The following is a 17,754-nucleotide window of genomic DNA, read 5'->3' on the forward strand; positions in this document are numbered from 1 at the left end:
GGCCGCGCTCGACGACCAGGTCCGCCACTTCCGCCCATTGCGCGGCGTCGAGATTGGCGCCGGTCGGGTTGTGGCAGCAGCCATGCAGCAGCACCACGTCGCCGCGCTCGGCCGTCCGCAGCGCCGCCAGCATGTCCCTGAAACGCACGGCGCCGGAAGCGGCGTCGAAATAGGGGTAGTCGCGGATTTGCAGGCCGGCCGCGCGCATCACCGGCATGTGGTTCGGCCAGGTCGGGTCGGACAGCCAGACAGTGGCGTCGGCGCGGGTCCGCTTCAGCAACTCGGCCACCAGCCTGAGCGCGCCGGAACCACCCGGCGCCTGCGCGGTACGGACGCGCGAAAGGTCGGCCTTGTCGCCGAAGGTGAGCTTGGCCATGGCGGCATTGAAGCCGGTGTCGCCGGCAAGGCCGAGATAGGTCTTGGTGTCCTGGCTCTGCAGCAGCCGCTTCTCGGCCTCGCGCAGGGCGCGCATCACCGGCGTCTTGCCGTCGCGATCCTTGTAGACGCCGACGCCAAGGTCGACTTTGCCCGGACGCGGATCGGCGCGGTAGAGGCCGATGAGGGCAAGGATCTTGTCGGCGGGGGCGGGCTGCAGGGTTTCGAACATCGCAAGGCTCCAATGGCGGCGGAGTGATACGCAAATTGGCCCCGCTTCGCCAGCGCTTTTCCTCTGCGCCACACTGAAGACGGCGGGCAGCGCGGCCCGCGGGGCGATGAAACGGCTGCTGCCTGGGACAAAATAATGCGCCGTTGGGGATTAAAACCTTGCCCTGCTCCGTAAACAGGGCATGAAACGGTCGATGCCACGCTTCGATATAGTCGGACAGCTGGGTTCGCTGAGGCGTTACGCGCGCTCGCTGACGCGCGACACCACGGAGGCCGAGGACCTGGTGCATGACGCGCTGGTGCGCGCCTATGAGCGGCGCGGCACCTTTCGCGCCGGCAGCAACCTGCGCGCCTGGCTGCTCTCGATCGTCCACAACGCTTTCATCGACGGTGTCCGCTCGCGCCGGTCGGAAGCCGCGCGCATCGAGCAGGCCGGATATCTTGCCGACAGCACCTCCCCAGCGCCACAGGACCACTCCGTCCGTCTGGCGCAGGTGCGGGCGGCCTTTTTATCTTTGCCGGAGGAGCAGCGTTCGGCGCTGCATCTCGTCGCCATCGAGGGGCTGAGCTACGCCCAGGCGGCGGAGGTCAGCGGCGTGCCGCTGGGAACACTGATGTCGCGCATCGGCCGGGCCCGCGCCGCGCTGCGCGAGATGGAAGACGCAGCGCCCGCGGGCAGGAACCATCTCAGGATCGTGAGAGGTGAGCGATGAACGCAATGCTCGATCCCGTGACCGATGCTGATCTCGATGCCTATGTCGACGACCAGCTGGAGGTGGCCCGCCGTATCGAGGTCGAGGCGTTCCTGTCCACCCGACCGGAAGCCGCCGCGCGCGTGATGTCCGATCTCAGGACGCGCGACGAGCTGCGTGTGGCGCTCGCCGCCAAGGGAATGGCGCGGCCGGCAACGACCGAGGCGGCACGACGGCTGGAGCGCGGGCTTGGCCGCGACCGCATCTTCGGGGTGCTGCAGCGCGCCGCGGCGGCGGCGATCCTGATCGCGGCCGGCTGGCTGGCGAATGGCATTTTCGGACCGGTCGCGGTGACGAAGGTCGTCGCTTCCACGCAGCCGCCCGCCTATGTCGAGGAAGCGGTGAGGGCGCACCGGACGACGCTGGTGCGCGAGGCGATGACCTCCCAGCGGGAAGCGCCGGACTACAATCCAGGCGAGATCCGCGCCGCGACCGCGATCGTCATGCCGTCGCTGCCCGGCGACTGGAAGGTGCGCGATGTGCAGATCTATCCGTCGCGCTTCGGCCCAAGCGTCGAGATGGCGCTCGAAACCAGGGATCTCGGACTGGTCTCGCTGTTCGCGATCAGGCCAGGGACTTTCGACGTGGTGAAGCCGGCCCTCGCGCCCTCGGGCGACATTTCCTCGGCCTATTTCCAGATCGGCGAGGTGGCCTACGCCGTCGTCGCGCGAAGCGATGCGCGCGACCTCGACCGGGCCGCCGAGACGCTGGCCCGCACGCTTTACTGAGATCAACCAAGGAGACCGAACATGAACACCCCCAACCTGGGATATCGCGTGGGCAGCGGCGCCCAAACGGGCGCCCGCTACGACGAGAGCCTGCGCCGCCACATGCTGCGCGTCTACAACTATATGGGCCTTGGCCTGGTCGTCACCGGCGCCATCGCCTTCGCCGTGGCGTCGACGCCCGCGCTCTACGTGCCGATCTTCTCCAGCCCCTTGAAATGGGTGGTGATGCTGGCGCCGCTCGCCTTCGTGCTTTTGTTCTCGTTCCGCATGCAGACCATGTCGGCGGCGAGCGCGCAGGCCATGTTCTGGGCCTTCTGCGCGGTGATGGGCCTGTCGCTGGCCTCGGTGTTCCTGGTCTTCACCGGCACCAGCATCGCGCGCACGTTCTTCATCGCCGCCACCATGTTCGGCGCCACCAGCCTCTACGGCTACACGACCAGGCGCGACCTGACGCAGTTCTCGTCGTTCCTGATCATGGGCCTGATCGGTGTGGTCATCGCCAGCCTCGTCAACCTGTTCCTCGGTTCGACCGCGCTGCAGTTCGCCATCTCGGTGATCGGTATCGCCGTGTTCATCGGCCTCACCGCCTGGGACACGCAGACGATCAAGGAGCAGTATGCGGAGAATTTCGACGCGGAATCGCAGCAGAAGCTCGCCGTCTTCGGCGCCTTCTCGCTCTATTTGAACTTCGTCAACATCTTCCAGCTGTTGCTGAACTTCACCGGCGAGCGCGAGTAGGCCGAACCGTAGCAGGCAACAGGTCTCACCTTGCCGGGGCCGGAGGGCAATCTCCGGCCATTTCTTTGAGGGCAAACTGGCGCTCGGGTCCGTGCATCGTTCGTCGCCGCTTGGCGAACTGCCGTGCACTCCGCTGCTCTTGAGTTCACGCGCGGCCTTTTGCTAGCCTGCCGGTCACACCAGAGCGGTTCGGCGCTTCATGGGATCGCCGAACCGCTCCAACCATTTGTTTCTGCGCAATTCCGGACGGAAAACCGTTACACACTTTCCTGGAATTGCTTAAGCGAGGGCGCATGGAACAGGACAGCCTTACGCTTCACGGCGACGGCATCTCGGCGACCATCGTCAGGCAGGGTGCCGAACTGGTCTCCCTGCGCGACAGTGAAGGAACCGAGCTTCTGTGGCAGGCCGGTCCGGCCTGGAAGCGCCATTCCCCGATCCTGTTCCCGATCGTCGGCCGGCTGAAGGGCGACCAACTGCGGCACCGCGGCCGATCCTATCCGATGGCGCAGCATGGCTTTGCCCGCGACAGGCGCTTTGCATGGACGGAGCAGGGGCCCCGGTCCTGCACGTTGCTTCTGACCGACGATGCGGGGACCCGCGAGCAATATCCCTTCGCCTTTCATCTGGCCATAAGCTACAGCCTGCGGCTTCGGCAACTCGACGTCAGCTTCACGATTACCAACACCGGCGGCGAGACGCTGCCGGCATCGATCGGCGGGCATCCGGCGTTCAACTGGCCGCTTCTGCCTGATCTGCCCAAGACAGCCTATCAGCTTAGATTCGCCAATGACGAAAGCGCCCCGATCCGCCGCCTCAAAGACGGCCTGCTGCTGCCAACGCCACAGCCGACGCCAGTGAAAGGCAAGATACTGGCGCTCTCCGAAAGCCTGTTCGAGGAGGACGCCGTGATCATCGATCGGCCAGCCAGCGCCAATGTGCGCTACGCCGCCGGGCACGGACCGGCGCTTGAGATATCCTGGCAGGGGTTTCGGGAGCTCGGCATCTGGTCCAGGCCGGGCGGAGCGCCGTTCCTTTGCATCGAGCCCTGGCATGGTCTTGCCAGCCCCGTCGATTTCGACGGCGAATTCACCGAAAAGCCGGGCGTGATGCTGATCCCGCCAGCCGCGACGCGTGTTCTGAGCTATCAGATCCATCTGGACTGATATGATCACGGAACCAATTTTGGGGGGCATCCCATGGAACTCGGCTTCATCGGCACAGGCGCGCTCACGGCCGCCATCGTCACCGGGCTCAAGTCCCTCGCGGAGAACCCTGTTTCCATTCTGCTTTCGCCCCGGAACGAAGACATCGCCGCGAGCCTTGCCTCCCGCTACCCGGATGTTCGCATCGCCAGCGACAATCAGGCCGTTCTCGACAATAGCGAAACGGTCATGCTCGCGGTCCGCCCGCAGATTGCGCACGACGTGCTGTCGGCGTTGCGCTTCCGGCGCGACCATCGCCTGATCAGCCTGATCGCCACTTTGTCCCTCAAGGACATAGAGAGATTGACCGCGCCAGCCGGGAACGTGACGAAGGCGCTTCCCATGCCGATGATCGCGCACCGGCTGGGGGCGACGATCATCTGTCCGCCCGATCAAGGCGCGGGCGCATTGTTCGGCAGGCTGGGGAAGGTGATCGAGGTCGCGGATGCCGGCGAGTTCGACGCCTTGAGCGTCGCGACCGCGACCTATGCCAGCTACTTCAAGTACCTCGAGACCATCCACAGCTGGCTCACGCGTCACGGCGTTGGGGAGGGGATAGCCCGCGACTATATCGCCTCGCTTTTCAAGGCGTTGGGCGCCGCTCCTGAGACGTCGCCCGACGCGGATTTCAGACATCTGGCGCAAGACTATGCGACGCGCGGCGGCATCAACGAGCAGGTTCTGCGCGAGCTCACGGCCCATAACATGTTCGAAGCATTTGCCGAAAGCCTGGACGGCATCCATCGGCGCATCACGGGCGACACGAAATGAAACTCTACTTCAGCCGCAATCCCAATCCTCGGCTGGCGGTCGCGGTGGCTCGCTACCTTGGCGCCAAGATCGAGTTTGAATTCGCCGCGCCATTCGCACCGGAACCGCCGCCGCCAGGAGGCGAGGGCGATCCGGCCTGATATCCGACCGGCATCCGCCCTAGCGCTGCCAGAAGGGCAGCTTGGCGATCTCTTCCTCGACCTGCCTGTTGGTCAGGCCGATATCGTCGATCAGATGCGGATTGGTCTCCGCCATTCGCTTGAGGTCCCAGCGAAAGCGCGCCCGCTCGCGCCAGGTGGCGATCATGCCACGCAGGGTCGTTTGGCGATGCAACGGCCGCCCTGGCCGGACTACGCAATGCTGGATCGTCGCAAGAGTATCGTTCATGGCAACCTCCTATGGTTTTGAGGCCCCATGCGGTTGGGAGCCTTCGACCTGAAAGAGGTTGAATTCTGCAGCATGCGGACGGCGGCGTAATTAAGCCCTCCCAAATAGTTCTCAAAAGTTCCAAACGGGCTATAGATGCGCCCTATGCAGGGATCGCGCTTTGCCTTTGGTCCATTCGTGCTTGATCCGGATGCGGGAACGCTGCTTCGGGACGACGATCCCGTTGCGCTCGGCTACCGCGGGCTGAAGCTGCTTGCGGCACTGGTCGGTCGGCCCGGCGAAATCCTTGGCAAGGCCGAGTTGATGGACGCGGCGTGGCCGGGCACGGCGGTCGAGGAGGGCAATCTCACCGTCCAGATCGCGCAGTTGCGCAAGCTGCTTGGTCCGGCCGCCGATGGCGGCGAGTGGATCTCCACCGTTCCGCGCGTCGGCTACCGCTTCACTGGGGCCATCGAGCAGCTTGGCGGCGCGAAACGGAAGCCTTTGCCGCTGCCCGACAAACCCTCGATAGCCGTGCTGCCCTTCGTCGCTTTCAGCAGCGATCCCGAGCAGGAATCCTTCGCTGACGGGCTGACTGAAGACCTGATCACCGACCTGTCCCGCAATGCCGGCCTGTTCGTCATCGCCCGCAACTCGGTCTTTGCCTACAAGGGCAGGGCGATGGACGTGCGCGGAATCGCCGAGGATCTTGGCGTGCGCTACCTGCTGGAGGGCAGCGCGAGACGCGCCGCCGGGCGCGTGCGCATCAACGCGCAACTGGTCGATGCGCTGAGCGGCGAGCATCTGTGGGCGGAGCGCTTCGATCGTAGCCTGGAAGATATCTTTGCCGTTCAGGACGAGGTGACGGCCAAGATCGTCGAGGCGCTGCTCGGCCGGCTGCGCGCCCCGCTGCCGCGCAATCGGCCGAAGAATCTCGAGGCCTATGACCTCTGTGTGCGGGCGCGCAAGCTGATCGATAGTTCGCCGCAGGCGGCGCGGGAGGCGCATCTGATGCTCACGCGCGCCGTTGCGCTCGATCCGGACTACGCCGAGGCCTATCGCTGGCTTGCCATGAACCACTGGATGGGATGGGTGCATTGGGGCGAACCCATCGAGCCCAACCGTAGCGTTGCTCTGGAACTGGCGCGCAAGGCCGTGGCGATCGATCCCAACGATGCCGGCTGCCGCTGGGTGCTCGCCAACCTGCTGGCTTATGAGCGCCGCTTCGCCGAGTCCGATACGGAATTCGCCAAGGCGTTCGAGTTCGACCCCAACGAAGCCGACGCCTGGGCGACGCTGTCCGACATCACGACCTTGGCCGGGCAGGTCGAGCAGGGCTTGGAGCAGATCCGCAAGGCGTTCCGGCTGAACCCGTTTCCGGCAAGCTGGTACTATCTGACGCTCGGCCAGGCGCAATACGCGGCCGGCGGCTACGAAGCCGCCATCGAGACGCTGCGCCGGGAAGAGACCTATCGCACAAGCTCGCGCCGTTTCCTGGCGGCAAGCCTTGCCCAGCTCGGCCGACTCGACGAGGCGCGAGCGGAGGTCGAAATGTTTCTGGTCGCCAACCCGCATTTCACGACCAGCCACTGGGTGTGGACCGAGCCGTTTCGCGACACTGCCACGCTTGAGCATTTCGTCGACGGCTTCCGCAAGGCCGGCCTTCCGGACTGAGCCGCCGGCGCGACCACCCAGATGGTTGCGATCTACCCCTCGAGGCGATCCTTGGCGTCACGATCGCGGTCGTATCGTTTCCTGACCGGAAACGGCGGCAGCCAGGACTCGCGGCGGACGGTCCACAGCTCGTAGGTCGGCAGCAGCTGGTCCGGGGCGTCCAGCGACCCCAGATGCACTTCGATCTCGTCTGCGGTGCGCGCGAAAACAGACGAGCCGCAGCGCGGACAGAAGTAGCGTCCGGCGTAGTCGCGTGTTTCGCCGTCGATCGTCACCGCCTCCTGAGGGAACACCGCGGCGGCGTAAAACAGCGCCCCGTGATGCTTGCGGCAATCGAGACAGTGGCAGACGCCGACCCGGTATGGGGCACCCGAGGCCACAATTCGAACGCTCCCGCACAGGCAGCCGCCGGTGAACAGGTCCATGCTCCCGTCTCCTCCAAAATCAAGCGCTCGGCATGGCTACAACGAACGGCGCCGTCGTCGCAATGCCGCCGCGGCAGGGACGCCGGATCGTCGGGAGCCGGCATTTCAAACCTGCCGGACGATGGTGCCGACCATATTGACGAGAAGGCGTGCGGCGATGAGCGCTGACAGACCGTCAATGTCGGCGGGCGGATAGAGCTCGACAAGATCGAACCCAGCAATCCTGGCCCGCCGGCCGAGCCCCGCGATCAGGTCGATCGCCTGCGTATAGGTGAGGCCGCCCGGCGACCGCGCCGCCACGCCGGGCATGATAGAGGGATCGAGGCCGTCGCAGTCGAGGGTGACGACGACCCGCGCTCCTTCAGGAATATGCTGGAGGGCGGCTTCGACGCCCCGGGCGTGGACCTCGCGGGCCGTCACGAGACGGCTGCCAAAGCGCCGGGCCGCCTCGATTTCGGCAAGGCGAGCGCTGCCGACGCCACGGATGCCGACCTGTACCATGCCTGCGACATGCGCCATCTCGCTCACCCGGCGCATCGGGTTCGAATAGCCATGGCGTTCGCCATGAACCTCGTCGCGCCAGTCGATATGCGCGTCGATCTGCAGGATCCAGACCGGTCCGTGACCCGCAAAGCCGGCAAGGAAGGGAATAGGCACGGAATCGTCGCCACCGAGCAGGATCGGCACGGCCGGCAATGCCAGGACCTCGCGCGTCTTCGCCTCGATCCGTGTACGGTTTGCGGCATTGTCATGCATGGTGGTCGAGATGTTGCCAATGTCGACGCAGCAGACCGGCTTGCCGTCGAACAGCGGGCCGCCGAGATCGAAATCCCAGTGCTCGACCAAACGAGCGTCATCCTGGCTCGCAGCGCGGATGGCATCGGCAGCCAAGGCATAGCCGCTGCTGTCCTTGCCGGGATAGGTACTGCCGTGACCGGCTCCGAAGATGACCGCGCGTGGCAAATGGCCATCAGCGAGGTGATCGGGAAAGCCGAGAAAGGAAGGTGAAGCGGTCATTTCTTTGTGGACCTTCGTTGTAAGTTGGGGCGCCAGCGGCTTGGGGCAGGTAGTTACTTCACCCTGGAGTTTTGAAATACTTTACGCGATCGTGCCTTAATGACTCCGACGAGCAGTGGCGTCTGTAGATGATAATGCCTCAAAAACCTGTTGTTCACGTGGTCTTCAATACGTCGGCCGCCGGCAGCCTGCGTTGGTCCCTCGCTCATATGGGCCTGAACGCAACCGTCATCGGGTTGCCGGACGACCTGAGCTTTGGCCCTATCGACCCGCCCGCGGCAGATATTCGCGCCCGATGGATGGAAGACATATTGGGCTTCGAAAGGCAGCCGGACCTCGAACAAGAGACCGATCTTTTCTGGAGCCGCGCAACGGGCAGGGACATCGCGCCGGTCGTATGGGTATGTCGGCAAAGCGCTATGGAATTTGCTGGCTTCCTCGAATTTGTTTCGCGGATTGGCGATCATCCATTTCGAGTGGTCGACATAACCGAGGTCGAGTTCACTCGGAGGTCCGATGGGTCCGAATCTACGACCTGGCGGGCAGGATCGTTCGGGCAAGTGCCGTCAGATAGCATTATCAGAGCACGGCTCTTGGAACGTCAGACGACTTTGACCGGAAGGGAGTTGCAGGTTTACCGCGATTTATGGAAAAGGCTTCGTGCCGAGAATGCAGCTTTTCGCGTCAAAGCCGACCTTGGCCTTCATTCAGAGCCCATCAGGTATTTCGATAAAGCGGTGACGTCACATGTGACGGACGATTGGGAGAAATGCAGTCTTGTCGTCGCCAAAATCCTTGTCGCTTTGTGGGACGATGGCCTTCACTGTGGAGATCTCGTGCTCTGGTCTCGCGTCCGAGCACTTGCCGACGAGGGCGTTTTTGAGATGAAGGGCGACGGCGTGCGGATGCGCAACAGCTCCGTACGGTTGGCGAGCGGGACCGGATAAGTTACACATCAGATGTTGCAACCAAGTTCGGATGTCGCGCTCTCAGCAAAGTAGAAATGTCGCCAAGGCCCGTTTGAAGGGCAGGGCGCAGCAAGTTAGAAATGCAACAGTGACGCGTTTCCCTGGCTCCAGCATGAGCGCCCGATCGGGCGTCAGCTGGTCGGGGTTGCACAGCCCGATCGGGTGCGTTCCAGTGGCGCTCCCCGACTTTAGGTTTGAGAGCTGGATTCATTCGGCAGCAGCCAACCCAGTCAGTGCCCGTTCTCGCCGCGCGATCACCTCTGGATCCTTGGTGAAATCAGTCCTTCTTCCCGCCTTCGTCCCGCGCTTCCTGTAGGCATTCTGCTCACTGTTGGTCTTGATCTTCGGCGCGGGCCGCGCCTCATCCTGCTGCGCCTTGATCCAGGACAGAACCTCGCCGAGCCGCTTGTTCTCGGTGATCGCTGTGTGCGTGACGCGCTGTTCCTTGTCGAAGACGGTATAGGGGAGCGAGCACGCCTTCCAACGAACGTCCAGTCGGCCGTCGGCGAACTCGTAGACGTCGACGTATTTGCCGACCAGTCCGCATGAGATGTCGTTCTTCTCGAGCATGATCTGAATGCGCTCGTAGGAGAATGACAATTGCTGACCGACATAACGCTGCTCACGCTTGCACAGCACGTCACGCAGCCGATCCGGCGGCATGTTCAAGGCGCGGTGCAGATTGTCCGGCCGGGCAGGGACCTTGGCGAACTTCTCGTTGAAGTCGGCTGTGAAGGCCGGCAGGAAAACGTTGGCTTCTTCAATGTCCGAAACGCCGGCAAGGCGCAGTTCCTTCACAAGCCGATCCTGCAGCGTCCGATTGACCCGTTCGACCCGGCCTTTGGCCTGGCTGGAATTGGCACAAAGGATCTCGATGTTGAGCTCAGACAAGGCGCGTCCGAACTGCGTCATGCCGCGGCCGGCACGAGCCTCGGCTTTCGCCACCCGAAACACCGTGTGCTTGTCGGAATAGAACGCAACCGGGCAGCCATGTGCCTTCAGGTAGAACTCTAGCGCCTCGAAATAGGAGAACGTGCTCTCCGACTTCACAAAACGAAGTTGCTGAAGCTTGCCAGTCGCGTCGTCGATAAAGACGAGCAGGGTGCATGGAGCACCCCGCTCCTCGAACCATCGATGCTCGCTGCCATCGATCTGAACCAGCTCGCCGTAGGCTTCGCGACGCAAACGTGGCTGGTGGAATGTCCGACGGTGCTTGCGCGGTAGCCAGATTCCGGCCTCAGCCATCCATTTGCGCAGCGTCTCGCGCGACACCGTCACACCATGGTCCTCGGCCAACTTCTCGGCCGCAAGCGTCGGCCCAAAGTCCAGATAATGCTCGCGCACGAGCGATAGAGTGAAGTCCCGAATGCCGTCGATAATCTGATGGTTCGAACGCCGGCCGCGCGCCTTATGGCGAAGTCCCGAAGCTCCGTCGACCTGAAGCGTCCTTAAAAGCCGCTGCACCTGGCGCCTGGTCAACCCAAGCACATGCGCCGCTGCGATGGTCGTCATCCGCCGATCAGCGACCCTCGACAGCACCTCGATGCGTTGGAGCTCGCGTTCACTCATCAGGACCAATCCCACCAGCTGTCTCCCTCAAAAACCGCGCCTGGGAGAATGGCATCCAGCAAAGGGGAAGCGACATTCCTACTTTGCAGAAGTGGGACATTTTAACTTTGCGCCTACATCAGAAAGTCGCATAAGATAGATTATGGAACTTATGCGTTGGCCAAAAGGCGGAAATTGCTGCCGATTTCAGCGCCCTCAGCCGTCGTCACAGCGACCGAGGGGCTGGATCTAAGCGGCTTCAATTGCAAGCAGCACATTGGCGGCCGCAACGTTGCGGATTCCGATGAGGGCTTGGTAGTCAGGTGAATCATGCATGGCCTTGAGAGACGCCATATCGGCAAACTCAAGCACGACGAGCCGGTCCGGCTGCCACGAGCCCGCAAGGGCCTCGACGCTTCGAGCACGCAACAGCAACTTGCCTCCGAAGCGATCGACGGCAGCCAAGGCCTTTATGCGATATTCCTCGTATGCCGCCGGATCCGCGATCTTGTGCTCAGCAATCAGATAGGCTGCCATGGTGCCTTCTCCTCTGAAAGTCGCGACGTTAACACAATCGAGCCATAGAGCGGAACGCGCTTCTGAACAGCTCGTCCTATCTCGCTGACTCATAAGGAATTTCGATCACCATCCCATCATAGGCCGGCACCACATTGTCGGGCGTCTCGGCCATCACGACGGCGTAATCCAGCGGCACATGCATGTGGGTCAGCACGGCGTTTTTCGGTGCCAGTCTCTCGATCCAGCCCAGTGCCTGGCCAAGCGACAGATGGCTCGGATGGGTATTGTACTGCAACGCGTCGATGACCAGCGTGTCGAGATCGCGCAGCCTTTCCGCCGTGGCGTCGGGGAAGTCGCTGATATCGGGGCAATAGGCAAGCCCGCCGGCGCGGAAGCCGAGGGAAATGATGTCGCCATGGGTCTGTGGCAGCGGCTCAAGGGTGAGGGCACCCCCCTCTCCCTCGATCACGATCGGCCTGGCGTGGTCGATGAGATGCGCCCTGACGATGGGCGGATAGGAACTGCCGGGCGGCGTCTCGAAACAATAACCGAACGCTTGCCGCAGGCGCTGCATCGTCGGCTGATCGGCATGGATGTCGATCAGATGGCGCTGCTCCTGCACATAGCCGCGCAGATCGTCGATGCCGTGGATATGGTCGGCGTGCGGATGCGTGTAGACGACCGCATCGATGCGCCTGACCGACGCCAGCAGCATCTGCTCGCGGAAGTCCGGTCCGGTGTCGACGACGACGGTCGTGCGCGCGCCGTTTGCGGCGATCCGCTCGACCAGTGCTGCCGTGCGCATGCGCCGGTTCCTGGGGTTGGCGGGATCGCAATTGCCCCAGTCGCCGGTGATGCGCGGTGTGCCGGGCGACGAGCCGCAGCCGAGAATGGTGAGGCGCAGCCGATCGCTCATTTGTCAGGCGCCCGGCGCTTCGGGGCGTGGCATCTTCCGGAACAGCCGGAAGACATTGTCCGTGGTGATAGCGGCTATCTCGGCCTCGCTGACGCCAATCGTCTCGGCCAGCACCCTGGCGGTGTTGGCGACATAGGCCGGCTCGTTGCGCTTGCCGCGAAACGGGATCGGCGCGAGATAAGGCGCATCGGTCTCGACCAGCAGCCGGTCATGCGGCACGTTGGCTGCGATGGCGCGCAATTCGGCCGAGTTCTTGAAAGTCAGAATGCCGGAGAACGAGACATAGCCGCCTAGCGCCACGCCGACCTCGGCCAGCCGGCGCCCGGACGAAAAACAATGCAGAATGAAGGGGAAGGCGCCCTTCCCTGTTTCGTCCTCGAGGATGGCGGCCATATCGTCGTCGGCATCGCGCGAATGGATGACCAGCGGCAGGCCGATCTGGCGCGCCGCGGCGATATGGGTGCGCAAGCCTTGCGCCTGCGCATCGCGCGGCGCCTTGTCGTAGAAGTAATCCAACCCGGCCTCGCCGATCGCCACCACTTTGGGGTGTGCGGAGAGCCGCACGAGCTCGTCGGTGGTCACGTCGAGCTCTTCCGCCGCATTGTGCGGATGGGTACCGACGGAGCAATAGACCTCGTTAAAAGTTTCAGCAATTTCAAGGATTTGCTGAAAACGCTTCACGCGCGTCGAGATCGTCACCATGCGAGCGATGCCGGCCGCCAGGGCGCGGGCGACGATCGCCGCCCGCTCCTCGGCGAAGTCCGGAAAGTCGAGATGGCAATGGCTGTCAATGAGCATCAGGCTTTGGCATCCTGCTCGACATAGCGCGGGAAAACGCCCTCCGGCGCCGGCAGCGGCGTGCCTGGCACCAGCGCGTGATCGGCGTGGACATGCTCGAAACCGCGCCTGTCCGCCGGCACCGCCAGCAGATCGAGCAGCTTCGCCGCTGATCCCGGGATGAAGGGCTGGCACAGCACCGTCACCCGCCGCACGACCTCGGCCGTCGTCCACAGCACGGTCTCCATGCGCGTCGGATCGGTTTTCCGCAGCGCCCAAGGCTCCTGGGAGGCGAAATAGCGATCGGCTTCCGCCACCACCCCGAAGATCGCCGCCAGCGCCAGGTGGATGCTCTGCTCCGCCATCGCCCTGCGCGCCACCGTAAGAGCCTCCACGGCCTGATCGAGGATCGCCGTGTCGGCCTCCGCCAGTTCGCCGCGCGTCGGCACCGCGCCGCCGCAGTTCTTGGCGATCATCGACAGCGAGCGCTGTGCCAGATTGCCGAGCCCGTTGGCGAGATCGGCGTTGGTGCGGTTGACGATCGCTTCATGGCTGTAGTTGCCGTCCTGGCCGAACGGCACCTCGCGCAGGAAGAAATAGCGCACCTGGTCGACGCCGTAGTGCTCGGCCATGGTGAACGGGTCGATGACGTTGCCGACCGATTTCGACATCTTCTCGCCGCGGTTGAACAGGAAGCCGTGGCCGAAGACGCGCTTGGGCAGCGGGATTCCCGCCGACATCAGGAAAGCCGGCCAATAGACCGCATGGAAGCGCACAATATCCTTGCCGATGATATGGGCATCCGCCGGCCAGAACTTCCATTTGTCATCGTTTTCATCGGGATAGCCGAGGCCGGTGATGTAGTTGGTCAAGGCGTCGACCCACACATACATCACGTGCTTCTCGTCGCCGGGCACCGGCACGCCCCAGTCGAAAGTGGTGCGCGAGACCGACAGGTCCTTCAGCCCTGACTTGACGAAACTCATCACCTCGTTGCGCCGCTCTGCGGGGCCGATGAAGTCGGGCTGGCTTTCGTAAAGCGCTATGAGCTTGTCCTGATAGGCCGAAAGCCGGAAGAAATAGCTCTCTTCCTCGACCCATTCGACCGGCGTCCCCTGCGGCCCGTAGCGAACGTTGTCGGCGCGGACCTCAGTCTCCTCCTCGCCGTAATAGGCCTCGTCGCGCACCGAATACCAGCCGGCATAGCCGCCCTTGTAGATATCGCCATTGGCGGCCATCGCCTTCCAGATCGCCTGCGAGGACGCGTAGTGGCGCTCCTCGGTGGTGCGGATGAAATCATCATTGGAGGCGTTGAGCACCGCCGCCATGCGCCTGAACTCGGCTGAGTTGCGGTCGGCGAGTTCGCGCGGCGAGAGCCCATCCTTGCGCGCCGTCTGCAGCATCTTGATGCCGTGCTCGTCGGTGCCGGTGAGGAAGAAGACCTGCTTGCCGTCAAGGCGCTGGAAGCGGGCGAGCGCGTCGGTGGCGATCAGTTCGTAGGCATGGCCGATATGCGGCTTGCCGTTCGGGTAGGAAATCGCGGTCGTGATGTAGAATGTGTCGCGTGACATGAATGAACCGTCATGAAAGTCTGAATGTGAGTTGTGGGGGTGGATATCCTATCGGCATGGCGATTGCCATCCCGAGCGGGCCATCACATTCGCATCGCAGAATTCAGGCGGTCGATCATGATCAGAGCGTGCTGCTTCTTGTCGAGATTGTAGGTCTCGGTCTCAGATATAGCGTTCTGGGCTTCCTGCCAAGCTTCGGACAGCGCCTTGGCCCGCGCGAGATCGCCGGCGAGTGCCGCCTCGCTGGCGCGTGAGGACAACAGGTCGAGCGCGTGTCGGTTGAAGATGTCGAACTGGATCGCCTGGTCGCGGCCGGCAACCGCCTCGGCCAGCCGGTGGGCGCCGGCGACGTCGCCCTTCCTCGCCGCAACCAGGGCGTCGAGCGCGGCGGCGATCTCCAGCCCGCCATACTGCGTCAGAAGGATCGCGTTGCGGGCGCTGCCCCCTGCCCGCTCGGCAAGTGCCGCGCGCGCCGCAGGCTCCTCGGGTGGTGGCGGCTCGATGCCTTGCAGAACGGTCATCAGTTCCTCGTCGCCGAGCGGCGTCAGGCGCACCATCTGGCAGCGCGAGCGGATCGTCGGCAAAAGGCTGCCCGGGGCATGCACGATGAGGATGAACAGCGTGCGCGCCGGCGGCTCTTCGAGATTCTTGAGCAAGGCGTTGGCGGCATTGGTATTCATGTCGTCGGCCGGGTCGACGATCACGACCCGGTAGCTGCCGTCATGCGAGGTCATCGACAGGAAGCGGCTGACCCTGCGGATCTCGTCCACGGTGACGACCGTCTTGAAGCTCTTGGTCTTGTCGTTCGCCGGCCGGGTCAGGTGGAGCACCGAAGGATGCGCCCCGGTGGCGATCTGGCGAAACAGCGATGAGGCCGGGTCCGGCTGAGCGATAACGTCCGGCGCCCGCTCGAATGCCGGGTGCTTCAGGAGATGATGCGCGAGGTGAAAGGCGAGCGTCGCCTTGCCGATGCCGACGGGTCCGGCGAGGATCAGCGCATGCGGCAGTTTGCCGGCGCGATAGGCAGTGGCGAGCATGGAAGCCGCCTGACCGTGGCCGATGAGGCGAACCGTCTCGGACGGTTCCGGCACGCCGTCCAGCGTGTCGTGCTGCTCGGGGGCGATGCGTTCGAAGATCATGCCGGGGCTGTCTGCCGCTGCTCGGCCGGCGTCATCGTCTCAAGCGCGGCGAAGACGGCGGCGGTGACGACGTTTTCCACCGTGTCCGGGTCGGCGGAGGCGTCGATGACGATGCAGCGCCCCGGCTCGGCGGCGGCGATGGCGAGGAAAGCATCGCGCCTGCGGCGGTGGATATCGAGCGTTTCCTTCTCGAAACGATCTGGACCGTCATTGGCGCCGCGGCGGGCTGTGGCGCGCCGCAGGCCTTCGGCCGGATCGATGTCGAAGACCAGGGTCATGTCGGGCACCATGCCGTTGATGGCGACCTCCTCCAGCGTCTCCATGAAGGCCGGATCCAGACCGCCGGTGACGCCCTGGTAGACACGCGAGGAATCGATGAAGCGGTCGCAAAGCACGATCGATCCGCGCTCCACTGCCGGTCGGATGACCTGCTCGACATGGTCGGAACGCGCGGCGGCGAACAGCAGCGCCTCCATCTTCGGGCCGAAGGGCTCGGCAGCGCCGGAAAGCAACACGTGCCGAACTGCCTCGGCGCCCGGCGAGCCGCCGGGCTCGCGGGTGACGAGGACGTCGTATTTCTTGGCACGCATCCGCTTTGCCAGCCGCTCGATCTGCGTCGACTTGCCTGCCCCTTCGCCGCCTTCGAAGGTGATGAAAAATCCGCTCGCCACCAGAAAAAGCCTCTGCCCGTGCTCGACGCTGTCATAGCCCTCGTCTGAGAAAAGGTCCACGAGCTAACGCAGCCAGCCGACGGCCAGTTCCTTGGCGGCATCGAGCGCGCGTTGCGGCAGCGTGCCGACACCGACCGTTTCGGCGGCGAAGAGCGGCGTCTCCTGGCTCAGCGTGTCGCCGATCCAGACGCGCAGTTTGCCCACCGGCTGCCCCTCCTCCACCGGCGCCGAGACCGGGCCGTCATAGACGATTTTCGCCGTCAGCTTGTCGCGGTTGGCGATCGGCAGGAAGATATCGATCGGTCCCTTCGCCTTTAGCGCCACGCCGGATTTGGCGCCGCCGAACACCTGGGCTTCCCCGACCACCTCGTCCTTGGCGAAGATCTCGGTCTTCTGGAACGAGCGGACGCCCCAGTCGAGCAGCTTGCGCGCTTCCTCCGACCGTTCGCGGTCGCTCGCCAGCCCACTCATCGCCGCGATGACGCGCGTGCCATTGTGGCTGACCGTGCCGACAATGCCGAAGCCCGCCGCCTCGCTCGTGCCGGCGACGAAGCCGTCGGCCTCGATGCCCATGGCCAGCAGCGGGTTGCGGTTTCTCTGGGTAATCTTGTTCCAGGTAAAATCCGGCTGGCCGTAGTAATGGAAGAAATCCGGGTAATCGCGCCAGAGATGCAGCGCCAGCTGCGCCAGTTCGTGCACTGTTGTCTGCTGGCCGTCGGCCGGCAGCCCGGTAGAGTTGACGAAGGTCGATTTCGGCAGGCCAAGCTGGCGCGCGCGCTCGGTCATCTGCGCGGCGAAATTGGACTCCGATCCGGCCATGCCTTCGGCCAGAACGATGCAGCCGTCATTGGCGGCCTGCACCGTCACGCCCTGGATCAGGTCCTCGACGCGGACCGCCGATTTGAGCTTGGCGAACATGGTCGAGGTGCCCGACGGCGCGCCGCCGGTGCGCCAGGCGTTCTCGCTGACCACGAATGTGTCATCGAGCGTCGTGCGACCTGACTTGATGGCGTTGAAGACCACTTCCATCGTCATCAGCTTCGCCATCGAGGCCGGCGGGATCGGCTTGTCGGAATCCTTGGCGAACAGCACGGTGCCGGTGTCGGCATCGATCATGAAGGCTTGCGCCGCCTTGGTCTCGAAAAGCTGCGCATTGGCCGGAATCAGGGAAAGCAGCAAAAGGCAGAGCCCTGCGAGGGGCGGGAAAAGGCGCAACTGCATAAAGGCTCGACCTGTTAGCCGGTATTGGCAATTTCGGTGAAGCTATCAGGCTTTTTTCCGGCGGATCAACCGTGCGGTTGAAATAGATCAGTCGCGCACGACGAGCGCGTCCGGCGCGCCGTGCGACCAGGCGGCCTTCAGC

The 17,754-nt window shown here is 63.9% G+C and carries 19 protein-coding genes and 1 pseudogene; 8 read left to right on the forward strand and 12 right to left on the reverse strand.

From position 1 onward, the window contains the following. Positions 1-607 (reverse strand): aminotransferase class I/II-fold pyridoxal phosphate-dependent enzyme (locus EN738_RS14695; protein WP_127284310.1); only part of this gene is annotated, 607 nt, incomplete at its 3' end. A gap of 193 nt (positions 608-800) precedes the next feature. On the opposite strand from EN738_RS14695, the gene EN738_RS14700 reads away from it, so the two are divergent. The 6 genes and pseudogenes from EN738_RS14700 to EN738_RS14725 all read left to right on the forward strand — a co-directional run. After that, positions 801-1,319: a sigma-70 family RNA polymerase sigma factor gene (locus tag EN738_RS14700; RefSeq protein ID WP_189340757.1), complete on the forward strand. Its 519-nt coding sequence runs from the start codon at positions 801-803 to the stop codon at positions 1,317-1,319. Next, entirely contained in the window at positions 1,316-2,086 is a 771-nt protein-coding gene (locus EN738_RS14705) for an anti-sigma factor (RefSeq protein ID WP_127284312.1), read from the forward strand. Before EN738_RS14700 ends, EN738_RS14705 begins: the two co-directional genes overlap by 4 nt. Positions 2,087-2,107: 21 nt before the next feature. After that, positions 2,108-2,824 carry a Bax inhibitor-1/YccA family protein gene (locus EN738_RS14710; RefSeq protein ID WP_127284313.1) on the forward strand — a complete coding sequence of 239 codons (717 nt, stop codon included), beginning with the start codon at positions 2,108-2,110 and terminating at the stop codon, positions 2,822-2,824. A 293-nt stretch (positions 2,825-3,117) separates the two neighbouring features. Then, positions 3,118-3,990 carry an aldose 1-epimerase family protein gene (locus tag EN738_RS14715; RefSeq protein ID WP_127284314.1) on the forward strand — a complete coding sequence of 291 codons (873 nt, stop codon included), beginning with the start codon at positions 3,118-3,120 and terminating at the stop codon, positions 3,988-3,990. A 33-nt stretch (positions 3,991-4,023) separates the two neighbouring features. Further along, positions 4,024-4,800 carry a pyrroline-5-carboxylate reductase gene (locus EN738_RS14720; RefSeq protein ID WP_127284315.1) on the forward strand — a complete coding sequence of 259 codons (777 nt, stop codon included), beginning with the start codon at positions 4,024-4,026 and terminating at the stop codon, positions 4,798-4,800. Continuing rightward, positions 4,797-4,901, forward strand: a pseudogene (locus EN738_RS14725) (glutathione S-transferase family protein); the annotation flags it as partial. The gene EN738_RS14720 and the pseudogene EN738_RS14725, both read left to right, overlap by 4 nt. A 58-nt stretch (positions 4,902-4,959) precedes the next feature. Here EN738_RS14725 and EN738_RS14730 read toward each other — a convergent pair. Then, the gene (locus EN738_RS14730; protein ID WP_127284316.1) at positions 4,960-5,187 is read right to left on the reverse strand and encodes a DUF1127 domain-containing protein; all 228 of its coding nucleotides are present in this window, start codon (positions 5,185-5,187) and stop codon (positions 4,960-4,962) included. A gap of 135 nt (positions 5,188-5,322) precedes the next feature. Between EN738_RS14730 and EN738_RS14735 the strand changes: the two genes are divergently transcribed. Continuing rightward, entirely contained in the window at positions 5,323-6,840 is a 1,518-nt protein-coding gene (locus EN738_RS14735; protein ID WP_245494531.1) for a winged helix-turn-helix domain-containing tetratricopeptide repeat protein, read from the forward strand. 32 nt (positions 6,841-6,872) lie between these two features. On the opposite strand, the gene EN738_RS14740 is transcribed toward EN738_RS14735, so the two are convergent. Further along, complete coding sequence (locus EN738_RS14740; RefSeq protein ID WP_127284318.1) at positions 6,873-7,265, reverse strand: GFA family protein; 393 nt, start codon at positions 7,263-7,265, stop codon at positions 6,873-6,875. 105 nt (positions 7,266-7,370) lie between these two features. Further along, positions 7,371-8,282: an agmatinase gene (locus EN738_RS14745; RefSeq protein WP_127284319.1), complete on the reverse strand. Its 912-nt coding sequence runs from the start codon at positions 8,280-8,282 to the stop codon at positions 7,371-7,373. Positions 8,283-8,410: 128 nt separating this feature from the next. On the opposite strand from EN738_RS14745, the gene EN738_RS14750 reads away from it, so the two are divergent. Continuing rightward, complete coding sequence (locus EN738_RS14750) at positions 8,411-9,229, forward strand: DUF3658 domain-containing protein (RefSeq protein ID WP_127284320.1); 819 nt, start codon at positions 8,411-8,413, stop codon at positions 9,227-9,229. A 228-nt stretch (positions 9,230-9,457) separates the two neighbouring features. Here EN738_RS14750 and EN738_RS14755 read toward each other — a convergent pair whose 3' ends face one another. The 8 genes from EN738_RS14755 to EN738_RS14790 all read right to left on the reverse strand — a co-directional run bounded on the left by EN738_RS14755 (position 9,458) and on the right by EN738_RS14790 (position 17,612). Further along, complete coding sequence (locus EN738_RS14755) at positions 9,458-10,834, reverse strand: ISNCY family transposase (RefSeq protein WP_189605847.1); 1,377 nt, start codon at positions 10,832-10,834, stop codon at positions 9,458-9,460. Between the two features lie 213 nt (positions 10,835-11,047). Next, positions 11,048-11,335, reverse strand: coding sequence for a DUF1330 domain-containing protein (locus tag EN738_RS14760; RefSeq protein ID WP_127310506.1), 288 nt, complete (start codon positions 11,333-11,335; stop codon positions 11,048-11,050). Between the two features lie 76 nt (positions 11,336-11,411). Next, positions 11,412-12,233 (reverse strand): MBL fold metallo-hydrolase, encoded by an 822-nt coding sequence (locus tag EN738_RS14765; RefSeq protein WP_127284323.1) that lies wholly within the window; start codon positions 12,231-12,233, stop codon positions 11,412-11,414. A 3-nt stretch (positions 12,234-12,236) separates the two neighbouring features. After that, positions 12,237-13,031 (reverse strand): TatD family hydrolase, encoded by a 795-nt coding sequence (locus EN738_RS14770; protein ID WP_127284324.1) that lies wholly within the window; start codon positions 13,029-13,031, stop codon positions 12,237-12,239. Continuing rightward, on the reverse strand, positions 13,031-14,581 hold the full coding sequence (gene metG / locus EN738_RS14775; RefSeq protein ID WP_127284325.1) for a methionine--tRNA ligase: 1,551 nt from the start codon (positions 14,579-14,581) through the stop codon (positions 13,031-13,033). Before metG ends, EN738_RS14770 begins: the two co-directional genes overlap by 1 nt. 83 nt (positions 14,582-14,664) lie before the next feature. Next, a complete protein-coding gene (locus EN738_RS14780) occupies positions 14,665-15,720 on the reverse strand; it encodes a DNA polymerase III subunit delta' (RefSeq protein ID WP_127284326.1) in 1,056 nt (351 codons plus the stop codon). Continuing rightward, on the reverse strand, positions 15,717-16,391 hold the full coding sequence (gene tmk / locus EN738_RS14785) for a dTMP kinase (RefSeq protein ID WP_127284328.1): 675 nt from the start codon (positions 16,389-16,391) through the stop codon (positions 15,717-15,719). Before tmk ends, EN738_RS14780 begins: the two co-directional genes overlap by 4 nt. Before the next feature lie 63 nt (positions 16,392-16,454). Further along, a complete protein-coding gene (locus EN738_RS14790) occupies positions 16,455-17,612 on the reverse strand; it encodes a D-alanyl-D-alanine carboxypeptidase family protein (RefSeq protein WP_127284327.1) in 1,158 nt (385 codons plus the stop codon). Positions 17,613-17,754: the final 142 nt, after the last annotated feature.

Origin of the sequence: Mesorhizobium sp. M4B.F.Ca.ET.017.02.2.1, from assembly GCF_003998955.1 — a bacterium.
GTDB classification, from domain to species: Bacteria; Pseudomonadota; Alphaproteobacteria; order Rhizobiales; family Rhizobiaceae; genus Mesorhizobium; species Mesorhizobium abyssinicae.

Coding starts and splice junctions, on each gene's coding strand:
- EN738_RS14700 (WP_189340757.1), top strand. CDS start 801: ATGCCACGCTTCGATATAGTCGGACAGCTGGGTTCGCTGAGGCGTTAC.
- EN738_RS14705 (WP_127284312.1), top strand. CDS start 1,316: ATGAACGCAATGCTCGATCCCGTGACCGATGCTGATCTCGATGCCTAT.
- EN738_RS14710 (WP_127284313.1), top strand. CDS start 2,108: ATGAACACCCCCAACCTGGGATATCGCGTGGGCAGCGGCGCCCAAACG.
- EN738_RS14715 (WP_127284314.1), top strand. CDS start 3,118: ATGGAACAGGACAGCCTTACGCTTCACGGCGACGGCATCTCGGCGACC.
- EN738_RS14720 (WP_127284315.1), top strand. CDS start 4,024: ATGGAACTCGGCTTCATCGGCACAGGCGCGCTCACGGCCGCCATCGTC.
- EN738_RS14730 (WP_127284316.1), bottom strand. CDS start 5,187: ATGAACGATACTCTTGCGACGATCCAGCATTGCGTAGTCCGGCCAGGG.
- EN738_RS14735 (WP_245494531.1), top strand. CDS start 5,323: ATGCGCCCTATGCAGGGATCGCGCTTTGCCTTTGGTCCATTCGTGCTT.
- EN738_RS14740 (WP_127284318.1), bottom strand. CDS start 7,265: ATGGACCTGTTCACCGGCGGCTGCCTGTGCGGGAGCGTTCGAATTGTG.
- EN738_RS14745 (WP_127284319.1), bottom strand. CDS start 8,282: ATGACCGCTTCACCTTCCTTTCTCGGCTTTCCCGATCACCTCGCTGAT.
- EN738_RS14750 (WP_127284320.1), top strand. CDS start 8,411: ATGATAATGCCTCAAAAACCTGTTGTTCACGTGGTCTTCAATACGTCG.
- EN738_RS14760 (WP_127310506.1), bottom strand. CDS start 11,335: ATGGCAGCCTATCTGATTGCTGAGCACAAGATCGCGGATCCGGCGGCA.
- EN738_RS14765 (WP_127284323.1), bottom strand. CDS start 12,233: ATGAGCGATCGGCTGCGCCTCACCATTCTCGGCTGCGGCTCGTCGCCC.
- EN738_RS14770 (WP_127284324.1), bottom strand. CDS start 13,031: ATGCTCATTGACAGCCATTGCCATCTCGACTTTCCGGACTTCGCCGAG.
- metG (WP_127284325.1), bottom strand. CDS start 14,581: ATGTCACGCGACACATTCTACATCACGACCGCGATTTCCTACCCGAAC.
- EN738_RS14780 (WP_127284326.1), bottom strand. CDS start 15,720: ATGATCTTCGAACGCATCGCCCCCGAGCAGCACGACACGCTGGACGGC.
- EN738_RS14790 (WP_127284327.1), bottom strand. CDS start 17,612: ATGCAGTTGCGCCTTTTCCCGCCCCTCGCAGGGCTCTGCCTTTTGCTG.